The organism is Dyadobacter fermentans DSM 18053 (assembly GCF_000023125.1).
Classification (GTDB): domain Bacteria; phylum Bacteroidota; class Bacteroidia; order Cytophagales; family Spirosomataceae; genus Dyadobacter; species Dyadobacter fermentans.
Map to the genome: position 1 here is coordinate 3,663,183 of NC_013037.1, position 21,795 is coordinate 3,684,977.

General features: G+C 53.2%; 15 protein-coding genes. 9 read left to right on the top strand and 6 right to left on the bottom strand.

The annotated features are described in order from the left end of the window. Positions 1-41 precede the first annotated feature (41 nt). Together pyrH and frr are read left to right on the top strand one after the other, a co-directional pair. Complete coding sequence (pyrH, locus tag DFER_RS14815) at positions 42-764, top strand: UMP kinase (protein WP_015812462.1); 723 nt, start codon at positions 42-44, stop codon at positions 762-764. Positions 765-787: 23 nt separating this feature from the next. Beyond that, the gene (gene frr / locus DFER_RS14820) at positions 788-1,348 is read left to right on the top strand and encodes a ribosome recycling factor (RefSeq protein WP_015812463.1); all 561 of its coding nucleotides are present in this window, start codon (positions 788-790) and stop codon (positions 1,346-1,348) included. 178 nt (positions 1,349-1,526) lie between these two features. Here frr and DFER_RS14825 read toward each other — a convergent pair whose 3' ends face one another. Then, positions 1,527-2,519: a UDP-glucuronic acid decarboxylase family protein gene (locus DFER_RS14825; RefSeq protein ID WP_015812464.1), complete on the bottom strand. Its 993-nt coding sequence runs from the start codon at positions 2,517-2,519 to the stop codon at positions 1,527-1,529. Positions 2,520-2,555: 36 nt separating this feature from the next. Next, positions 2,556-3,872 carry a UDP-glucose dehydrogenase family protein gene (locus DFER_RS14830; RefSeq protein ID WP_015812465.1) on the bottom strand — a complete coding sequence of 439 codons (1,317 nt, stop codon included), beginning with the start codon at positions 3,870-3,872 and terminating at the stop codon, positions 2,556-2,558. A gap of 213 nt (positions 3,873-4,085) precedes the next feature. Between DFER_RS14830 and DFER_RS14835 the strand changes: the two genes are divergently transcribed. The 4 genes from DFER_RS14835 (at position 4,086) to DFER_RS14850 (ending at position 9,596) form a co-directional block, all read left to right on the top strand. After that, complete coding sequence (locus tag DFER_RS14835; RefSeq protein ID WP_015812466.1) at positions 4,086-5,252, top strand: acyl-CoA dehydrogenase family protein; 1,167 nt, start codon at positions 4,086-4,088, stop codon at positions 5,250-5,252. A 160-nt stretch (positions 5,253-5,412) separates the two neighbouring features. Next, positions 5,413-8,127 (top strand): glycoside hydrolase family 9 protein, encoded by a 2,715-nt coding sequence (locus tag DFER_RS14840; RefSeq protein ID WP_143828740.1) that lies wholly within the window; start codon positions 5,413-5,415, stop codon positions 8,125-8,127. Positions 8,128-8,248: 121 nt separating this feature from the next. After that, a complete protein-coding gene (locus DFER_RS14845) occupies positions 8,249-9,160 on the top strand; it encodes an SPFH domain-containing protein (protein ID WP_015812468.1) in 912 nt (303 codons plus the stop codon). Between the two features lies 1 nt (position 9,161). After that, positions 9,162-9,596, top strand: coding sequence for an NfeD family protein (locus tag DFER_RS14850; RefSeq protein WP_015812469.1), 435 nt, complete (start codon positions 9,162-9,164; stop codon positions 9,594-9,596). Positions 9,597-9,670: 74 nt separating this feature from the next. Here DFER_RS14850 and pafA (DFER_RS14855) read toward each other — a convergent pair whose 3' ends face one another. Further along, positions 9,671-11,296: an alkaline phosphatase PafA gene (gene pafA / locus DFER_RS14855; RefSeq protein WP_015812470.1), complete on the bottom strand. Its 1,626-nt coding sequence runs from the start codon at positions 11,294-11,296 to the stop codon at positions 9,671-9,673. Between the two features lie 103 nt (positions 11,297-11,399). Continuing rightward, on the bottom strand, positions 11,400-13,073 hold the full coding sequence (pafA, locus tag DFER_RS14860; protein ID WP_015812471.1) for an alkaline phosphatase PafA: 1,674 nt from the start codon (positions 13,071-13,073) through the stop codon (positions 11,400-11,402). On the opposite strand from pafA (DFER_RS14860), the gene DFER_RS30145 reads away from it, so the two are divergent. Beyond that, positions 13,014-13,190 carry a hypothetical protein gene (locus DFER_RS30145; RefSeq protein ID WP_187293491.1) on the top strand — a complete coding sequence of 59 codons (177 nt, stop codon included), beginning with the start codon at positions 13,014-13,016 and terminating at the stop codon, positions 13,188-13,190. The two genes, pafA (DFER_RS14860) and DFER_RS30145, sit on opposite strands and share 60 nt — an antisense overlap. 13 nt (positions 13,191-13,203) lie before the next feature. On the opposite strand, the gene DFER_RS14865 is transcribed toward DFER_RS30145, so the two are convergent. Then, positions 13,204-16,014: a M16 family metallopeptidase gene (locus DFER_RS14865; protein WP_041736459.1), complete on the bottom strand. Its 2,811-nt coding sequence runs from the start codon at positions 16,012-16,014 to the stop codon at positions 13,204-13,206. Positions 16,015-16,228: 214 nt separating this feature from the next. Between DFER_RS14865 and DFER_RS14870 the strand changes: the two genes are divergently transcribed. After that, positions 16,229-16,624: a hypothetical protein gene (locus tag DFER_RS14870; protein ID WP_015812473.1), complete on the top strand. Its 396-nt coding sequence runs from the start codon at positions 16,229-16,231 to the stop codon at positions 16,622-16,624. A 27-nt stretch (positions 16,625-16,651) separates the two neighbouring features. Next, positions 16,652-17,179, top strand: a complete 528-nt coding sequence (locus DFER_RS14875; RefSeq protein WP_015812474.1) for an acyl-CoA thioesterase — start codon at positions 16,652-16,654, stop codon at positions 17,177-17,179. Here DFER_RS14875 and DFER_RS14880 read toward each other — a convergent pair. After that, positions 17,169-21,767, bottom strand: coding sequence for a translocation/assembly module TamB domain-containing protein (locus tag DFER_RS14880; protein ID WP_015812475.1), 4,599 nt, complete (start codon positions 21,765-21,767; stop codon positions 17,169-17,171). The two genes, DFER_RS14875 and DFER_RS14880, sit on opposite strands and share 11 nt — an antisense overlap. Positions 21,768-21,795 lie beyond the last annotated feature (28 nt).

Consider the following 21,795-nt stretch of genomic DNA (forward strand, 5'->3'; position numbering starts at 1 on the left):
CGTCCACTTATTTTTACGGATCAAAACACCACGTCACAACCATGCCGGAACCAAAATACAAACGTTTATTACTGAAACTCAGCGGAGAAGCACTCAACGGGGGCGATAAGGCCCAGGTCATTGACTTTAACATTCTCGACAATTATGCCAAGGAAATCAAAAGGATTACCGAGGTAGGCGTACAGGTGGCAATTGTAATTGGTGGTGGAAACATATTCCGCGGGGCTTCCGTGGAAAAATCGGGGATCGACCGCGTGCAGGGCGACCATATGGGCATGCTCGCGACCGTGATCAACGGCATGGCGATCCAGAGTTCACTTGAAAAACACGGAATGAACACGCGCCTGATGTCGGCGATCAAAATGGAGCAGGTTTGCGAGCCATTGATCCGCCGCCGCGCTATCCGCCACCTCGAAAAAGGACGTGTGGTGATCTTCGGTGCAGGCACCGGCAACCCCTACTTCACAACCGACACCACTGCGGGCCTCCGCGCGATCGAGTCGGAATCGGAAGTGGTTTTGAAAGGCACGCGTGTGGACGGCGTTTACACGGCCGATCCGGAGAAAGATCCTACCGCCACGAAGTATTCCCAGCTTACATTTGACGAGGCATTATCCAAAAACCTCAAAATCATGGACCTTACCGCATTCACATTGTGTAAGGAAAACGACCTGCCGATCATCGTATTCGACATGAACAAGCCCGGTAACCTTTATGAGCTCGTAATGGGCGGTGAAGTCGGAACCCTGATTTCGAATCAATAGAAAATACAGCTTACTATAAAACAATGGAAGAAATAGAATTATATCTGGACGACGCCAAGGATACGATGGACGGCGCAATCAAACACCTTATTATCGAATTGGGTAAAATCCGCGCCGGAAAAGCATCCCCGCAAATGCTGGAAGGTCTTCAGATCGAATACTATGGTTCAATGACGCCGATCCAGAACGTGGCGACGATCAACACACCTGATGCCAGAACGCTGGCTATCAAACCGTTTGAAAAGAAGATTATTAATGATATCGAAAAGGCGATCCGCAACAGCAACCTCGGCTTTTCACCTTCCAACGACGGCGAGATGATCCGCATTTCTGTTCCCCCATTGAATGAAGAGCGTCGTCGTGAGCTCGTGAAACGTGCTAAAAACGAGATCGAAACCGCAAAAATCAATGTTCGCAACATCCGTCAGGATGCGAACAACTCGCTCCGCAAGCTGACCAAGGAAGGCGTTTCCGAAGACCTGGTAAAATCCAGCGAAGAACGCGTTCAGAAACTGACCGACAGCTTTGTAGCTAAAATTGAGCAGATATTCTCCGTGAAGGAAAAGGAGATCATGGAAGTATAATACGACTGATTCCCTACCTTAACCAACTTCGGCTGTCGGCTTTCGGCAGTCGATTTTTTTTGAGAACTTCGGCCGTCGGCTATCGGCTTTCGGCTTTTTGGATTACAGAAAAAACGACGGCAGTCGGCCATCGAACTTAAAAAAGCCGATAGCCGACTGCCCACAGCCGAAGTAAAAACTACTTGTTCGCTGAAAAACCTTCGAAGCCCCTGTGGTTCGACTCTTCGTACAAACGCTCCTTCGGCAGGCTGCGGAAGTAATCGTACGTAATGCGGAGGCCTTCTTCGCGGGAAACTTTCGGCTCCCAGCCGAGGATTTCCTTCGCTTTCGAAATGTCCGGCTGGCGCTGTTTTGGATCGTCCTGCGGAAGCGGTTTGTACACCACTTTCTGGTCTGTACCCGTCAGTTTAATGATTTCTTCGGCAAACTGGCCGATGGTGATTTCTTTCGGGTTACCGATGTTGACAGGCAGCGAGTAGTCGCTCATCAACAGGCGGTAAATGCCTTCAACCAGATCATCCACATAGCAGAACGAGCGGGTTTGGCTACCATCACCGAACACGGTAATGTCCTCGCCGCGCAGCGCCTGACCCATGAATGCCGGCAATACCCGTCCGTCATTGAGTCGCATTCTCGGTCCGTAAGTATTGAAAATGCGGACGATGCGGGTTTCGAGACCGTGGTAGCGGTGGTAAGCCATCGTGATCGCCTCCTGGTAACGTTTCGCTTCGTCGTAGCAGCCGCGCGGCCCGATCGGGTTCACGTGGCCCCAGTAATCTTCGGTTTGCGGGTGCACGAGCGGATCGCCGTACACTTCCGAAGTGGAAGCGATAATGAAACGTGATTTTTTGGCACGGGCCAATCCCAGCAGGTTATGCGTTCCCATTGCCCCTACTTTGAGCGTCTGGATAGGGATTTTCAGATAGTCGATCGGGCTGGCGGGCGATGCGAAGTGCATGATGTAGTCGAGCTCGCCCGGTACGTGCACGTATTTGGTCACATCGTGATGGTTGAACTCGAAGTTCGGGTCCGGCATCAGGTGTTCGATGTTACGCATATCGCCGGTGATCAGGTTATCCATCCCGATCACATACATTCCCTCCTTCAAAAAACGCTCGCAGAGGTGCGAACCCAGGAAACCTGCTGCTCCCGTAATTAAAACACGTTTCATTAAGATGAGTGATTTTGAGTATTTACTAATTTATGATCAGGCCGGCACCACCTTCTCGCGACCGATGCTGTAATAGGTGTAACCCATTTCGCGCATCTGATCGAGTTCGTACAGGTTTCTGCCGTCGAAAACGACTTTATTTTTCAGCAGCTTACCCATTTTTTCAAATTCCGGCGTGCGGAACTGAGGCCATTCGGTAAAGATCATCAATGCATCCGCGTCGTCGAGCGCTGCGTAAGGCGTGTGGGTAAATGTGATTTTATCTCCCAGAATGCCTTTCACATTCGTCATCGCTTCCGGATCGTAAGCTACCACTTTGGCGCCTGCTTCAAGCAATGCTTCGATGTTTTCCAATGCTGGCGCTTCACGGATATCGTCGGTATAAGGCTTGAATGCCAATCCCCATACTGCAATCGTTTTGCCTTTCAGGCCGTCGGTGAAGTAGTTTTCTACCATCGGAAGCAATTTCTTCTTCTGATCGTAGTTCACATCCATCACCGATTTCAGAATGCGGAAGTCGTAGTCGTAATCCTTTGAAGTTTTAGCCAAAGCCTGAACGTCCTTAGGAAAACAGCTGCCACCGTAGCCGATCCCCGCAAAAAGGAAGCGCTTGCCGATACGGCTGTCGGTTCCGATACCACGACGAATATCGTCCACATTGGCACCTACTTTCTCGCAAAGGTTCGCGATTTCGTTCATGAACGTGATCTTCATCGCCAGGAACGAGTTGGCCGCATATTTGGTCATCTCGGCCGAGCGCTCATCCATAAAGATCACCGGGTTACCCTGGCGCACCAGTGGAGCGTAGAGTTTCTCCATCACCTTTTTGGCTTTTTCCGAGGTTGTACCCACCACCACGCGGTCGGGCTTCATGAAATCTTCCACCGCAACACCTTCGCGAAGGAACTCTGGGTTGGACACCACATCGAAGTCCACTTTGGCATTCTTAGCAACCGCAGCACGCACTTTCTCGGCTGTTCCTACGGGCACGGTGCTCTTGTCGATGATCACCGCGTACTGATCGAGGATCGGACCTAGGTCGTCGGCTACTTTCAGGATATATTTGAGATCGGCAGAGCCGTCCTCGCCCGGAGGCGTGGGCAATGCCAGGAAAATCACCTGCGCATCTTTGATACCTTCGGCCAGGTTGGTAGTAAACAACAAGCGCCCCTCAGCCACATTGCGGTCGAAAAGCACGTCGAGGCCGGGCTCGTAAATGGGTATTTCTCCTTTTTGAAGGCGTTCCACCTTCCTGACGTCGATGTCTACGCATGTTACCTGGTTGCCGGTCTCGGCAAAGCAGGTACCTGTCACCAAACCGACGTATCCTGTTCCTACTACTGCAATTTTCATAAACGGTTAATTATTATATAGCTGTTTCGGCACTTGTTTAATTAAATTCAGAGAATTGTACTTAACTAAGTCCAGTGCGTTAGGACGGTTGCAAAAGTAATTTTTTTAAGCGAATCTTCACCGTCGGCATTTGGATTTGTTCGTCAGTGGCTAGCGATTTTGTCGCATTCTCACTATCATTGGGTAATCACACAAATATAATCATCAACACCTATGGACACACGAGAAAAAGACCTGACTAATAACCCATCCGACGAGATTTGTAACCTCATTAAAGAAACGGTCAGGGATTTCGCCGCGCTGCACATCAAACCGCACATCCGCACCTGGGACGACCAACAGCATTTTCCAAAGGAACTTTTCAGATCAATGGGCGAGCTCGGCCTCATGGGTATGCTCATTCCCGAAGCCCTCGGTGGCGCGGGCCTGGGCTACCGCGAGTACGTGACGGCGATCATCGAACTGGCGAAGGTTGATCCGTCGGTAGCATTGTCGATGGCGGCACATAATTCGCTTTGTACCAATCATATATACATGTTCGGCAATGCCGCACAGCATCAAAAATACCTGCCGGGCCTCGCCTCGGGCACGCTCGTGGGCGCATGGGGGCTTACGGAACCGAATACGGGTTCCGATGCCGGCAATATGCGCACGGTAGCCGTCCGGGATGGCGACGATTGGGTGATCAACGGCTCTAAAAACTTCATAACCAACGGCAAAAGCGCCGACGTGCTCGTGGTCATGACCCGCACCGGCGAACCGGGCGACAAACACGGAGCCACCGCATTCGTGCTCGATGCCGACACGCCCGGGTTCAGCGCGGGACGGAAGGAAGACAAGCTCGGTATGCGCGCTTCCGAAACCGTGGAACTACTGTTCCAGGACTGCCGCATTCCCGACAGCCAGCGCCTGGGCGAAATCGGCGACGGGTTTATCCAGTCGTTGAAAGTGCTCGATGGCGGCCGTATTTCGATTGCCGCGCTGGGCGTAGGTACTGCATTTGGCGCCTACGAGGCCGCATTGGCCTATTCCAAAGAGCGCAAGCAGTTCGGCAAGGCCATCTGCGATTTCCAGGCGATTGCATTCAAACTGGCCGACATGTACACCGATGCGCAAGCCTCTTCCCTGCTTACATTCCACGCTGCCTCATTGAAAGACGCCGGTGAAAAAGTGACGCTGGCAAGTTCGGTCGCGAAATACCATTCTTCCGAAACGGCGGTGCGTGTCGCCAACGATGCCGTGCAAATCTTTGGAGGTTATGGTTTTGTAAAAGACTATCCCGCCGAAAAATTCTATCGCGACAGCAAGCTCTGCACTATCGGCGAAGGCACGAGCGAAATCCAGAAAATGGTGATTTCAAAAGAAATACTGAGGAATTAAAGTCCCGGCACAAGCGCTACAATGCTGTTTGCACTCGATCGAGACAGCATCTTCAACCGGGTGATAAACGACTTCCGCCGGTTGAAATCTAACAGCGCAAAACCGTCAGCAGCGGCATGCATATCGCTCATGCTCCCATTCACAATTAATACAAAATGTGATGGGACGAATAATGATATTGCTGCTAATTGTTGAGGCTACCGACGCCAGCGGGCAGCCCGCTGGCTCGCTGCCAGGGAATCCGCAGGTTGCCTTGTCTGCCGTTTCCGAAAAAGTGCTGCTGCTGACGATCAGCGAGCGTTTCGACACGACAGGCTGCCACGATCCCAAACGGTATTCACTCCAATCGACAGCCGATCCCGGCTATTACGCCGGCGCGCATCCCGCACGCATTGGAAGGCATAGCTTTGTGAAAAGCCTCACGGCATCGGGCACACCGCAAATCGCTTTTGAGTTATACCTGATTTTTGACAAACCATTAAAAAATGGCATCGCCTACCAACTCCTCACGGACGCCATTAAAGATACCGATGGCAATGCCGCCAGTGTTGACGAAACATTCACTTTCAACGACGCTGATATTGCTGGTAATGTCAAAGTCAATCAGGTGGGCTATCTTCCCGACAGCCCTAAATTGGGCAAGTTGGGACGGTTTCTGGGAGATGCCTGGTTTATGCCGATCGACTCCCTGGCTCCGCCGGAGTTCCAGCTCATCGGCTCCGACGGGAAGATTGCCTATGATGGAACCTGCCGGTATCTCAAATCCGATTCCGCATTCAGCGGCGAAAGTGTTTTTGAAATCGATTTTTCGGAATTCAAATCTCCCGGGCAATACCATCTCTTTGTGCCGGGCTATGGGCGATCGCCCACGTTCTTGATTTCACCGGAATGCTATGACGAGCTTTATTTCAACACCACGAGAGCATTGTTTTACCAGCGCTCCGGGAAAATAAGCGCCGGTCACGCAGGAGCGTGGGCCGGCGACGGCCTGCCCGCAACAAGTGCCGAAATCCATTCCTCACACCTTCAATCGCCATTGTATTCGGCATCTGACCATCCTCCGGGAACTGCGCTTCCGATGACCGGCGGGTGGCTCGATGCCGGCGACTACGGACGCTATATGCCCACGGCGGCAAGCGCATTGTTCATCATGTTCACGGCATTTGAACTTTACCCCCAGAAATTCCCGGACGGCCATCTCAACATTCCTGAAAGCGGCAACGGCGTGCCCGACTGGATAGACGAAGTCCGATATGAAACGGACTGGCTCATGCAAATGCAGGCACCCGATGGCGGTGTTTACTTTCGCGTCACGCCCGCAACGTGGTCCCAGGGTCTACCGGCCGACGAGCACGGCACCCTGTACATTTCCGAAAAGACAACCCAATCCACGGCGCTATTCGCCGCCGCTATGGCAATGGCCGCCCGGAATTTCACCGGGTTCGATGCCGCTTACGCCGCCCTCTGCCTCGACAAGGCGCGCAAAGCATGGACATTTTTGGAAAATCACCCATCGCCAACGCCCGCCGTGAACGTCCCGGGCATAGCAGCAGGCCCCTACCCCGATCCGATCGACGCCGACAACCGGGCGTGGGCGGCCGCGGAGTTGTACAAAACCACCGGAGAGGCGCAATACAATGCCGCTTTCAATGAATGGTATGGAAAAATCCCGCATCAGTTTCACGCCACGATGAGCTGGCAGCAGCACACTTTCAAGGCAGCATGGGCTTATACCACTACCACTTTCGCGGTCAACAATGCGTGGGTCGACGAGTTCAAAAGCAAGCTGAATAGCGAAGTTCTGGTCAATTATTACAACCGGACGATGAAGATCCACGCTTATCATGGCGCGTATCATCATTTTAAAGGGTACGTCGGCTACGGGACATTCGGTATGGCCCAGAGCTACGCTTTCGATTACATCCTGTTTGCATTGCTGCTTCAAAAACCCGAATTGCTTGACTACGCGAAGGTCCAGCTCGACATTCCGCTGGGGAATAATCCATTGTCACAAACCTTTATCACGGGTGCTGGCGCCTCGCCGCCACGCCTGCCGCTGCATTGGTCCACGGTACCGGGCACGTTTGCCGAGCCCGTTCCCGGCGTACCGGTTTTCGGGCCAGCGGCTTCGCTGCTCATGAACCGGCCGTCGAGCTACGTCATCCAGGATTCGCTGAACCGCTATCCTTACGGCTACCGCAAGGAAGATCCCTACCCGGTCCTCCGGCGGTATACCGATGCGAGGCAGGCGGTGGAAATGTCTGAATTCACGATTCAGGAAATCAGCGTGACTGCGGCTGTATTTGCTTTTTTCAGCAGTATTATCACAAAACCGTTGCCTGTGCGGCTCCAACGGTTTGATGCACAACATACCAATTGTAAAGTAATGCTGCGCTGGGTTACTTCAATGGAGCACAATGCCAGCTATTTCTCGGTGGAGCGCAGTGTGGACGGGAAAACGTTCACAGCAATCGGGCGGATTGAAGCAAATGGCTATTCAGGAAGTGCCAGGACGTATGAATTTGAAGACATTACGCCGAAAAGTACCAACTACTACCGTCTGCGGATGGTCGATGCCGACGGCTCTTCCGCCACCTCTGCGATACGGCACGTCCGGGTGCCATGCAAAACGGTGGAATGGTCGGTGGCACCGGCGGGCCGGGGCCATTTTCGGATCGTTTTTGAAGAAACGCCGTCGCTCCCGGCGACGAGCTTCGTCATCCGTATCTATAACCGGCAGGGAACCAGGGTGATCAGTCATGTGCGCAGTAGCCTCGGTTTCGATGCATCAATGCTGCCTGCGGGCGTGTACATCGTGCGCCTCAGCGCGGCCGGCGGCGAGGATTTCGGGAGCCGCAAAATCGTGATTCGGTGATCTGCCAACCACTTATCCGGGACTTCGACCGATGAGCACTGTAACCTTACACTAATACGAGACAGGTAGGAATGCAGGCCACTTCGTGTTATTTTCGCCATAGACCTTAAAACGACTTGTTATGACCCCTTTCATTGTTCTGCTCGTACTGGTGGTACTCACCATTCTGATGACCGTGAAGGTCGTCCCACAGCAAAGTGCTTATATTCTGGAACGTCTGGGAAAATTTTACGCCGTGCTTCAACCGGGCGTCAATTTCATCATTCCCTTCTTCGACCGGATTGCTTATAAGTACACCCTTAAAGAAGCCGCTGTGGACATCCCCGAGCAGATCTGTATCACCCGCGACAATGTGCAGGTGCGCATGGACGGGGTCATTTTTATACAAGTAATAGACCCCAGAAAAGCGGCCTACGGCATTTCGGACTACACTTTTGCGGTGATACAATTAGCACAAACCACCATGCGCAGCGAGATTGGGAAACTGGATCTGGATAAAACTTTCGAAGAACGTATGACTATTAACCGTGCCGTGGTGGAATCGATCGACGAGGCGGCTACGGGCTGGGGCGTGAAAGTGCTTCGCTACGAAATCAAGAACATTACGCCGCCGCAAAGCGTGTTGAACGCAATGGAGAAACAAATGCAGGCCGAGCGTGAACGCCGCGCCGTGATCCTGCAATCGGATGGTGAAAAGCAGGCGGCCATTAATGTGGCCGAGGGACAGAAACAGAAAGTCGTGCTCGAATCGGAGGGTATCCGGCTGCGGCAGATCAACGAGGCGGAAGGGGAAGCCGCTGCATTGAAATCGGTGGCCGAGGCCACGGCAGAAAGTATCCGGCTTGTGGCGCAGGCCATTCGTGAAGACGGCGGTTCGGAAGCCGTGCAGCTGAAAGTGGCCGAAAATTATGTGGAGCAGTTTGGAAAACTCGCCAAAGCCGGCAACACGCTCATTCTCCCCGCCAACCTGGCCGATATGGGCTCCCTGATCGCGACCGCATTAACCGTCATCAAATCTGAACCGAAGAAATAGCATGGATTTGACCTTACCACAGATTTGGCTCATTGTAGGACTGGTAATGCTCCTCGCAGAACTGGTCAGCGTCCTGCTCGTGTTCGTGTTTTTCGCGATAGGCGCCTTGCTCACTTCTCTGCTTACTTCAATCGGCCTGCTCCCCACTACCGAAAGCCAGATACTGGCCTTTTCGGCCATTTCGCTCGTGTCGCTGCTGGTGCTCCGGAAACACGCCCGCAAGCTCCTCGAACGCCGCTCCACGGCAGAATACAGCGAATTCACCGGTGAAACCGCCATGGTAATCCGCGATATTCCCGGCAACGGCGAAGGCCGCATTTACTATCGCGGTGCCGAATGGAAAGCCGTTTCTGAAAATCATGAAAACATTTCGGCCGGCAGTAAAGTGGTAATCAAGAAAACAGAAGGCATTATTCTGATCGTGGAAGAATCCTGACCTGATACATTGCAAACAAAAAGCCGTGGACACGAAACGATTCGTATCCACGGCTTTTTTATTTCAACACACAATTACTTTTTCAGTGCTTCCTCTACCGGCAGTCCGATATTCCCGCTGCCCGGGAGGATATGCAGCAATGCAGCAATGGTGGGCGCAATGTCGCTCACCGATGTCCGCTTCACGGTTTCCCCTTTGTTGATACCCCACCCGAACATCACGAACGGCACCTGCGTATCGTAGTTGTAGGGCGTGCCGTGCGAGGTTCCGGTGGAAGTACCGTAAAACCAGCCCGGCTGCGAAATGACCTGCAAGTCGCCGCTACGTTTTGCATTCACATTGTTTTTGTAAAGTTCCAGCTGGTAGGTATTCAATGGCGCCTTGCCCATGTCGTGCAGATCGATTACGTCGGCAATACCCGGCACAGCCAATGCAGCGTCGCGCACCACGGCGTGAACGGCCGCTATGGTAATGTTTTTCTTCCTCAAAAGGCTGTGGTCGAAATACAGCTGGTTGTTGTCGGTAGCGACCACATATTTGTCTTTGCCAAATGCTTCGTTCAATGCCTCCGTAACGGCGCCGGTGAGCAGTTTACGATCTACCAGTCCGGCCGGCAGCTTGTGCTCCTGCGCGAAACCCGGCACATCCACTACCCCGTGATCGGCGGTGAGGAAAACGGTGTATTGGCCTTTTCCAACCCAGCCGTCCAGGAAGTTGAACAAGTCGGCAAACTCGCGGTCCAGGCGCAGGAAGTCGTCTTGCTGCTCAATGGAATTGGGTCCTGCGCGGTGCCCGATCTTGTCTGTCGACGAGAAACTGATCGCCAGAAAATCGGTATCCTTGCCTTTGCCCAGCTGCTCGCCCTTGATCGCCTCGATCGCCATTTCTTTGGTGATCGTATTGCCCCAGGGCGTGTCGGTCACAATGCCGAAAGCATCACCCGACATTCCCATCAATTCGTACGGAAACACGGGTCTTTTGGCTCCCGGCAATTTACCCTCCCAGGCTACGTCGTCGGGCGAGCTCTGGGTGTAAGCCTCTGCCGGCAGCAACAATTCCCAGCCTTTTTTCAAATATTCCGCGGGCATTTTCTTCGCGTTGTAATCCTTGGCCCATTGCGGCAGGTCGTCCATGTAATAGGTGCTTGTCACCCAGTTTCCGGTTTTCGAATCAAACCAGTAGGCCGCATTCGCAGCGTGACCAGCAGGCAGGATGGAGCCGCGGTCTTTAATGGCTACGCCGATCGTTTTCGAACGGAAGTTAGTTGCAATGCGCAATTGATCGGTGATGGTGCTTACCAGCAGGTTTCTGGGCGACATTTTGCCTACCGTCACATTGTTGCTGCCCACAGTTTTCACGGTGCTGTCTTCCACGCAATACACATCCTGTTTCGCAATGGGGTCATACCATTCGTTACCCACAATCCCGTTGATCGCCGGAATAGAGCCCGTGTACGCTGACGCGTGCCCCGCGGCAGTGACGGTCAATGCATAGCTGTAATGATTATTGCGGCAGTTGAAACCTTCGTTCATCATCCGCTTGAAACCTCCCTCGGTGTACTGATCGTAGTAGCGATACAGGTAATCGTACCGCATCTGGTCTACAACAATTCCGACAACGAGTTTGGGGCGGGCCAGGGCTGATGCCTTTGCGGGGGTAGCTTTCTTGGGAGTTTGCGCAAAAACGGACGTGGTCGCCATGGCCGCTAATACCCAGCAAGATAATTTTCTCACAATTAAGGGATTTAGGTAAAACAAAAAATTGCGGAGCCCGAGAGCCCCGCAGCCAATATTTCTTTTCAGATTATTTTTTCAATGCTTCTTCCACCGGATTACCAACGTTCCCGCTAGGCGGCAGAATGTGCAATAGCGCCGAAATCGTAGGCGCAATGTCGGCGATCGTCGTCCGGCGAAGCGTTTCGCCCTTATTAATGCCCCATCCGTACAGCAGGAACGGCACGTGGGTGTCGTAGTTGTACGGCGTGCCGTGGTCGGTGCCGGTGCTCATGGACGATGCAAACCAGCCCGGTTGCAGCAAAACCTGCAAATCGCCGCTTCGTTTCGCGTTGATGTTGTTTTTAAACAGTTCCAATTGATAGGTATTCAGCGGCGCCTTGCCCATATCACGCAGGTTGATCACATCCGCAACGCCGTCCACAGCCAGCAGGGCGTCGCGCAGCGTCTGGTACACATCCGCCACGGTGATTTTCTTTTCTTTCAGCGTTGTCTTGTTGAGATAAAGCTGGTAGTTCTCGAATGCGGTCACATACTCGGCTTCTCCGTAAGTATCGTTCAAAGCCTTGACGATCGTGCGCGTGAGTGTGGTGGCGCCCATTAAGCCCGCGGGCAACTTATGCTCCTGCCAGAACGCAGGCACGTCCATCGCTCCATGGTCGGCCGTGAGGAACACAGTATAATTTCCATTTCCGACCCAGCTATCGAGGAATTTGAAGAACTCGGCAAATTCCATGTCCAGCCTCAGGTAATCGTCTTCCTGCTCCACGGAATTAGGCCCGAACATGTGCCCGATGCGGTCCGGCGACGAGAAACTAACAGCCAGAAAATCCGTTTCCGCTCCCTTGCCCAGGTTTTCGCCTTTAATAGCCGCAATGGCCATTTCTTTGGTGATGGTGTTGCCCCACGGCGAAGTGGTGAGCGGGCCGTAAGCGTCGCCTGCATTGCCCGTGAGGTCGTGCGGGAATACGGGTTTCGCCGCAGTTGATAGCTTACCTTCCCAGGCCACGTCATCGGGCGAGCTTTGGGTATATTGGTCCATCGGCAACAGCGCATTCCAGCCTTTGGTCATGTATTCCGCCGGTTTTTTGCTGCTGTTATAGTCGGTCACCCATTGCGGCAATGAATTCATATAATAGGTGCTCGTCACAAAGTTTCCGGTTTTGGAATCGAACCAGTAAGCGCCAGATGCCGCGTGGCCCGCCGGCAGGATCGAGGCGCGGTCTTTGATCGCGACGCCGATCGTTTTCGAACGGAAGTTCGTCGCAATGCGGAGCTGATCGGTCACGGTGGTTACGAGCAGGTTTTTCGGCGACATTTTGCCCACTGTTACGTTGCTGCTCCCGACTGTCGCCACGGTGTTATCGTCCGTGCAATACACGTTTTTAGCCTGCGCCATGTCGTACCAGTCATTACCCACAATGCCGTTAATCGCCGGCATCGAGCCTGTGTAAACCGCCGAATGGCCTGCGGCTGTCACCGTTAATGCATAGTGATAATGGTTATTCCGGCAGTTGAAGCCGTCATTGATAAGCCTTTTCAAGCCGCCTTCCTTGTATTTGTCGTAATACCGGTACAGGTAATCGTATCGCATCTGATCTACGACCATCCCGACTACCAGTTTAGGCCTGGCCAGCCGGTTAGCGGCAGGGGTAGTTTTGGATTTGGTTTGACCCAAAACCGAATGACTGAGGACAAGCCCTGCGAACAAAATCCTGAGGAGTGGATGGTAGATCAATTTCATTTTGAAGCCAGTGGCAGCGGTAAAGTTCCGTGTAAAATACTCGGCAAAGATAAAGATGTACTACCGTTAAAAGCAGGAAACCGGCGTGGTTTTCACGTCCGGTTTCCTGAATCTTAATCTAATTTTAATCTTACTTTTTCTCGCTTCCGCCGAGCTGTGCAGGAGCGCCGGCGGTTTGGGCACCTTTTTTGGCCTTTTCAAAATCACCCGCCTTAATGATCACCAGCTTGTTATAATCAATGTGCTTGTTGAATGCGGCCTTGATCTGCTCGGGCGTAAGTGCCTCGATTTTCTTCTCAAAGTCGGCATCCCATTGCATTGTGCGGTTCAGGTAGAGGTTGCTGGTGAGCGTGTTCGTGAGTGCCGCATCCTGCGACCTCGCCACCTGCCGCGATTGCAGGTAGCCCGATTTGGCCGCCTTCAATTCGTCCGCCGTGAACCCTTCCTTCATCACCTTGTCAATTTCCTCCTTGAACGCCGCTTCCAGCTTTTCCGCATTTTGAGGTGCATAAATGGCATAGGACATGAATGTTCCGTTTTTATCCAGCGGACTTGCCGAGAACTGCGAACCCACGCCATAGCTCAGCCCCTCTTTCTGACGAATGCGGGTAGCGAGGCGGGAGTTCAGAAAGCCTCCGCCGAGCATGTAATTGCCCATAATCAGCGCCGGGTAGTCGGGATCGGTGTCCTGCAACGGCATGTTGAGCCCTGCTACAAACATCGCATTGGCCTTATCGGGCGTTTCGATGGCTTTGTTTTCCGATTTCACGACCTGGTATGGCGAGGCGATGCGGGTAAATGGCTTCGCACTTTTCCAGCTTCCGAACTCGTCGTTCAGGATTTTTTGGATGGCATCTTTGTCAAAATCGCCCACCACCGTGGCCGACGCGTTGTTTGCACCATAAAATTCCTTGTGGAACTGGCGGATCTGATCGATCGTCGCGGCTTTGATATTCTCCACATCCTCATCGAATGTGCCTACATAGCGCACGTCGCTCTTCGGATAGGGCGATACCAGGCGGCGGTATTGGTTGAATGCGATCGCCTGCGGTTCGCTGCGCTGTGATTCGATGCCGGCCAGCTCTTCCTGTTTCAGTTTTTCAAACTCATTTTCGTCAAATGCGGGCGTTTTCAAAACTTCCGCTACCAGCTTCATCACAGCCGGCAGGTTTTCCCTGGTTGTTTCAATGCTTGCACCGGCCTGGTTGGCTGCACCGAAGAAGCTCACACGGGCTTTGAGGCGGTCGAACTCGTCTTTTACCTGCTGGCGTGTTTTGGTTTTAGTGCCTTTGTCGAGCATCGAGCCGGTGAGATCCGAAACGGTCGCTTTGTTTTGCAGGCTCTTCTCATCGCCATATCGCAATGTAATGCGTGCCGCTACTACATTACCGCGCGTCTTTTTGGGCAGCAATGCGGTTTCGATAGTATTCGCTTTCTCGACGCGCGTGGTGCGGCTTTCTACATTGGCCGGCGACGGATCGAACGCCTCTCCTTCTGCCACCACGGCTTCGCCTTTATAATTTTTCACCAGATCGGCCACGTTCGGCGCTTCAGGGATCTCGGCCCTCACCGGGTTTGATTCCGGCACAAATGTGCCGAGCGTGCGGTTGGACGGTTTCAGGTAATGCTGCGCTACGCGGGACACATCTTCGGGCGTCACTTTCCGGACATTGTCGCGGAAGAGGAATGCAAGCCGCCAGTCGCCCGTCGCGATCGCTTCGCTGATGCTGAGCCCTACCCTTTCGGAGTTACGGAATTCCAGGTCCCAGTTTTTGAGAATCGTCGTTTTGGCGCGTTCCACATCTTCTTTGGAAAATTTCAGGACGGCCGCCGAGTCGAGCGTTGCGGTGAATGCCTTGCGGGCCTCTTCAAGTGATTTTTCCTTCAAAATCTCCGCACCGAACAGTACAAATCCCGGATCGTACAGCTGGAAACTGTAACCGAACTGCGACGACGCTTTCTTGGTATCAATCAGGTTCTTGTACAATTTGCCGTTGGGCTCGGTGGTAAGCACTTCGGTGAGCACTTCCATCGGCGGGTAATCGGCATGGGAGCCGGGCATGATATGGTACATGGCCATGAGCATCTGCACGTCACCCGTCCTTTTCAGCTCCACCAAACGCTCACCGTCCTGGGTAGGCTCGGTGGTGTAGCTTTTCGGAAGCACGCGGGTTGGCTTGGGGATTTTGCCGAAATAATCGTTCACCAGGGCCAGCGTTTTCGCTTCGTCGATCTTGCCGGCGACAGTCAGCACGGCATTGTCGGGCTGGTAATATTTACGGTAAAATGCTTGCAGGTTTTCGATCGGCACTCGCTCGATGTCCGAACGGTTGCCAATGGTGGATTTGCCATAATTATGCCACAAATATCCTCCCGAAATCACCCGCTGCATGAGCACGCGGAACGGATCGTTTTCGCCGGATTCGAACTCGTTGCGCACCACACTGAACTCGCTATCGAGGTCTTTTTTTGCAATGAACGAATTCACCATCCGGTCCGATTCGAGGTCGAGCGCCCATTTCAGGTTTTCTTCGGTGGCCGAAAACGTTTCGAAATAATTGGTGCGGTCGTACCAGGTGGTTCCGTTCGGGCGGGCGCCGTGCTCGGTGAGTTCCTGCGGGATGTTGGTATGCCTTGGAGAACCCTTAAAAACAAGGTGTTCGAGCAAGTGGGCCATGCCCGTTTCACCGTAACCTTCATGTCGCGAGCCTACCAGGTAAGTGACGTTCACGGTGATGGTCGGCTTGGATGGGTCGGGGAACATCAGCACTTTCAGGCCGTTTTCGAGACTGTATTCCGTGATCCCTTCCACGGAACTCACTTTGGTAACGCCTTTGGGCAGCTGCTGCGCTTCGGAGGGCATTACGAGTACGGCTGCGATCATCATTCCGACCAGCGAGCCCCGCCGCAACAAATTTGTTCTTTTAGATTTCATGACCATATTAAAATCAATTAGTTTAGATTTATAATCCTTGAAAATAATGCAGAATATCGCATTTACCAATGGATTGGTTACAAATGGCAAAATAATATACGTTGCAACATAATGTCGTATGCGGCGTGTATAGGTTGCATGGAAAACCCGCCCGAGAAGTGCTCCCCGGAATGCTTCGGCTTTGGCTATCGTTCACAATCAGTCCCTCATTTCCAAGATAATGACCCAGTGTAAAAGTGCCCCCTATTGGTTTTCCTTTCTCGCGGCAATCCTGCTTTCGGCCTGCGCCGGCAGCGGGATACCGATTTCTTCCAACACCAAATATCCCATTCAGGTCCTGTACGATAACGAGCCGCTCGAACGCCCCTATTCCGAGATCGGGATTGTGGAAATCGGCAGCGAGGATTCGCTCACGGCTGATCAGACGCAGGACAAAAGGATGATGTTCCGTGGGAATGATGCCAAAACGAAAGAATTGCTCACGGCGCGGCTGGTGATGAAGGCGCAGAAAATCGGTGCGGATGCGATTATTAATGTTAAGTATAAATACTACACGAGCGTGAACAAGGAAGGCTATATGCTGAGCGGGCTCGCCGTGCGGTACCGGGGCGAATGACACTTCTAACAAAATAACGACCAAACCATGCTGTTTACTGCCAAACTATCCGACATGCCCGTCGAGGCGGAATCGCGGGTGATCATCCGCTTCCAGGATTGCGACCCGCTCATGCATTTGAACAACTCCAAGTATTTCGATTACTTCTTCAATGCACGGGAAGACCAGGTGTCCAAGCTGTATGGTTTCAGTTTTGAAGCGATGTTTCGCGAATTACGGACCAGCTGGGTGGTGTACCAGCATCAGATCGCCTACGTGCGCCCGGCGCGGATCAGCGAATGGGTGCGCATTACGTCGCGCGTGATATACTACAACGACGACACCATGGTGACGGAGTATTTCATGACCAACGACCTCCGCACCGAGCTCAAAACCGTACTCTGGACCATCTCCAAGCACATCAGCATCACCACCGGCCAGCGCGTGCCGCACCCGCAGGAAGTGATGGATTACCTCGCCGCGACGTGCGTGCCCGGCATCGATTTTCCCGCCTTGCATTTCAACGACCGCATTCATGCGATCAAGCAGGAGCTGGCGGCGGACGCTAGCGCGTAGATTCTTTTTCCGAAATGAATTTTCTTACGGTATCCTGCTTCGTCGAGTCCGGCGGCAGGAAAGGAATTCGCACGCCCGGTTTCGGCGCACGCGTGAAGCGGTTGAAGCTGTGTGTGAACTGCATGCTCACACCGCCCGTCGTGAATGTGCCGGTATTGAACATAAGGTTGTTCTGAATGTTCCTGTTATAGGCCTTTACGCGCACCGAGCCTTTGGCATTCAGCCAGTATTCCAGCGTCCATTCGCCCAGCAGGCTGGCCGCATCGTACTGCGAGGCACCCGTTTGCGACTGCGTGCCGGATGTAAAGCGGCCGTCACGCGTGACCCGGAAACGATCGTTCAGGAAGCGGTACGAAAAGCGGAGTTGCAGGTTATTCCACGCATTCTGGTCCAGCGACAGGCCCGAAACCCCCACTTCGAGGTTCTCGTTAATGCCCGACGCCCAACGGCTGATCTGGTTCGATACGAGCTCGCTGATGCTGCTTCCGAGGAAGTTCTGGCTGCCCACTGTGGCCAGGCTGCTTTCCGGCAACAACTGGTTCACGACCAGCAAGCTGCTCACTTGCCGGCTCAGCTCCTGCTCGTCGGACTTCAATTTGTTCTGAAATGCTTCCAGCTGCCCGCGGTAGGTGCTTAGTGATGGGTTATCGAGGATTTTCAGGTCGTAGCGGATGGTAGGCGCCATGAGCCGTTCGGACAGTCCGATGGTCACTTCCACCGGATACCGGCGCGACAGGGCGTCGCCACTGTTGGTCCCGGCATTGGTCGTATTCGGCAGCACGCCCGCCAGCGATACCATTTGCGTGTAGCCCGCTTTCACATCCAGCTGCGCGCCGTACGGGTCGCCCGCCCACACGATCCTGCTGCCGGGTTTGATGCTGAACTTCTTGTTGATCACATTCTGCAAGGTGAAATTATACTCACCCTTTTCAATCTCGTACGTGCCGGCCATTGTGAAATCGCCCTGGGTATCGATGTTCAGGTTGAGACGGCCGCTGCCGTTGCCGCGCAGCACATCGCCCGTTTGCCGGTCGAAAATGATTTCGCAGGTGGCGTCGGGAGTAAGGTTGAAATTAAACTCCATTTTAATCCCGCCGGCGATCTGGCTGCGCGCAATGGAGTCGGATGGGGTGCCGGTGGTACTGTCGGCGACGGCCATTTTACTCACAAACTGGATATAATCCTGCGTGGCCACCTCGGTAGCACCGTCCAGCGGAATGTAAATGCGCGTGCCCTTGTTGCTGGTCACATTCGCTTCGATATTGAGGTTATCAATCGGCCCGAAAACGGCCACAGGGCCTGTCACATAGGCCGTTCCGTAGAAGATATCGTTGTCCCGCGCATTGGTATTCAATATTTTAAAATTGCGGAGATCGGCATTGAAACCCAGTGAAAAGTATTTGAACCCATCATGAAAAACCCCGCCGCGGAGCGTTGCCGTGTTACCGTCGTTGTCGGTAACGAGGATGTTGTTCACGGTAATTTCGCTTTCGGTAAAATTGATTTTATCACTAAAAGTGAAAACCGATTGCAGGTAATCGAACTTCATCCGCCCCTTATCGACAGTGAGCGAGCCTTCCAGCACCGGCGCATCCACCACGCCTTTGATCGACACCACCCCCTGGGCCGTTCCGCTCACATCCGACACGAGGCCTTCTGCAAATGGTTCGAGGGCCTTGAAATCGGCCTGGTTGAAGATCGCTCTCAGGTTCAGCTTGTTCGATTCCAGCTTGGGGCGGTAGGAGCCCGTGAGGTTAAAAACGCGGCGCGCATTCTTGTTGAGCTGAGCGTCGATCTGCAATTCACTGATGGTCTGGTCCCAATCACCGGTCCCCGACAGGTTACCAAACTCGTATTGCCCGTAACCGAGGCCTTCAATGGCAAACCCGGCGTCCAGCACGACGCTGTTATAAATGTCCTTCATCTTCGCCGAGCCATCCATAATGCCCGACAGCCGGGTGTTGAACACCGGGTTCAAACTCGCGAGTTTGAAATTTTTAATATCCAGCAACAGGCTCTTTTCCGGGTCCGCAGACGCCGTTCCGCTAACAAAAATGCGCTGTTTCCCGCTCACCAGGCCAAGGTTCGACATCGTCACATCCTTTCCCACAATGGAGATCAGGCTTTCCGACGGTACATTCCATTCCTCGTCAAGCAAATACAATTTGGAGTTCTTAAACCCAATATCAAGCCCCGCCGCCAGGAATCGGATTTCTCCTGCCAGGCTCGCCCGGTTGTTGCTTTTCACCTGGCGTATCGCACCATTGAAATCGATATGGTCAACGTCCCAGGTGCCTTCCAGCTCCATCTTTTCGGTAGGCACGAGCTTGCTGATCTGCTGGTTTTCGGACGTCACGAGAATGGACGCGAGGACCTCGGCGCTGTTCACGAACTTGGAGGTTGTAACGTCCACTTCCGCCTTCACAAACTGGTTTTTGCCGTAACTCACGGTGTCGGCAACCGCATTCAGCGTAAGTACTGCGGTATTATCCATTTTAAAAATACCCTCCGCCCGGGCATCGCGGGCAATGTGGATGTCGGGACTGAGGAAGGCCAGGAAGCGCGATAAATTATGGGTTTCAACCGAATAGTCGATTTCGTAGCGGCGCGACAGGAGCTTTAAAGGCTTTTTGGCATAATAATCATCCCTGCTGGCCTCATTTTCGAAGAAATACAATTTATATTCTTCCAAAACCTGGCTCACATCTTTCCACGCCTGCGTGGGCAGGAAGTTACCTTCCACTTTCGCCGTCAGGAACTCGCTTTCGAGCTGCAAACGGCGCTTGCCGAGCTGATTCCGCGAAGAGAACACGAGTGTATCCACCACGAGGTTGCGGTCTTTGTTCGTCATAACCAGATAGGTATCGAGCAACCGGGCATCGCCCACGAGCTCGTCCACCGTATTGCCCGACACATTGACATTCAGCTGCGTCCGCAATGTGATCGGGTCCTCGCTGAAACCGAGCTCTTTCAGGTTCGCCCGCTCGATAATGCCGCGGACGTCGAACATATTTTGTTCCTTCGAAAGGTCGAATTCGCCGTCGAGGCTCACCACGAGGTTGCTGTCACGCGAGCTTACCAGGCCATTGAAATACTGGTTTTGCAAATTCCCCTTCAACCGGATGTTTTTATAATCGTAATTCCGGAATCCGACGCGGTGCACCATCGCATTCATATCCGTGGAAGCCGTCGGCAATTCCAGTCCCCGCCCGTAAACCGTGCCTTCGAAGTCGAGCTCCTGCCAGTTATCCTCATCTTCCAGCAGCGTCCCCAGGCCGAAAGAAGCTGTTTTAACCTCCCCGGAATAGGTGGTGGAGCGCGCATCGGCGATATGAAAAACAAGGTCGCCGGACAGCTCGCCCAGTTCCGAAGACGACGACGCATTCACGGCAAAATCTTCCAGCGTCCCTTTGAACGTCCCGTCCAGAACCGTGTAGCCGAACTTTTGCAGGTCGGGATGCATGTCCCATTCGGGGTAATACTGAACGAGATCCACCGGGTCGATCTGGGATGCGGCCAGCCGGATGTCCATCAGCACGCCCTCGATTTTGGGAAGGCCTTTGAAACCAATGTCGCCGCTCAACCGGCTGTTTTTTCCGAAATGCAGGTCCGTATCGGACAGCATGAAGTCGTCGACCTTACCATTGAAATTACCCGAAATCAGCCAGCTTTCATTCAGCCCGTCGATATAACTCGAAAACAGGCCCAGGTCCCTCGAATCCACCCTGCTTCCCACGAGGCGGCCCTTCATCCGGATCTTGTGGTTGAAATCGCCCAGCTCGCCCGAGCGGTTGTAGTAGAATATGACTTCGTTTTTCAAATGGGAATTACCAATGCGTGCGTCGAGCTCTTTCAGCTCCATTTTCTTTTGGCAAAAGAGGAACTTCGTGTCGAGGTCGTGCATTTCGAGGCCTGTCTGCCGATCGACTGTTTTAAGGTTTTTGGCACGAAATGCAATGGTATCCCCCTGAACGAGGAAATCGCTCAGTTCACCATACAGGTGCCTGAGGCTGAAATGGGAATAATCGAACACCCTGGCACCGCGGTCGCGGGGCTGGCGGGGATCGTCGTAACCGAACGTGCCATCAATGACCTTCGCTTTACCGATGATGAAAGGCGTATTGTTTTCGGGAGCATTGGGCGGCCGGGGTACCGCCGGGGCCGTCAGCTCATTGATGCGGGCAATGAAGCCGTCGATATTGAGGTCGCCGGACTGGGGGACAATGACAAGGTGGACATTAGGCTGGTACACATTGACTTCGTCGAGAAATATCTCCTTAGCCGAATCGCGGATAATGTTGTTCACATTCAGATTCACGTCGATCCTTCCGACATCTATCATATCTGCGCCCGAAGTATCTTTTACGGACACATTTTCAAGCGAAACCACATCAAACCACTTAATATTGACACGCCCGATGGTGATGGGATACCCGAGTTTGCCCGAAACATTGGCTGTGAGGTGCTGTACGGCCCAGGTTTGCACAGAAGGCAGCTGCAACGCCGTAGTGGCAATTCCTAGCGCCAGCAGCACGAAGATGATAACCACGATCAGACCATTACCAAGCGCCCTCAGGAATTTTAACATAGATAGCTTCGCAGCGGGATACTGCTTA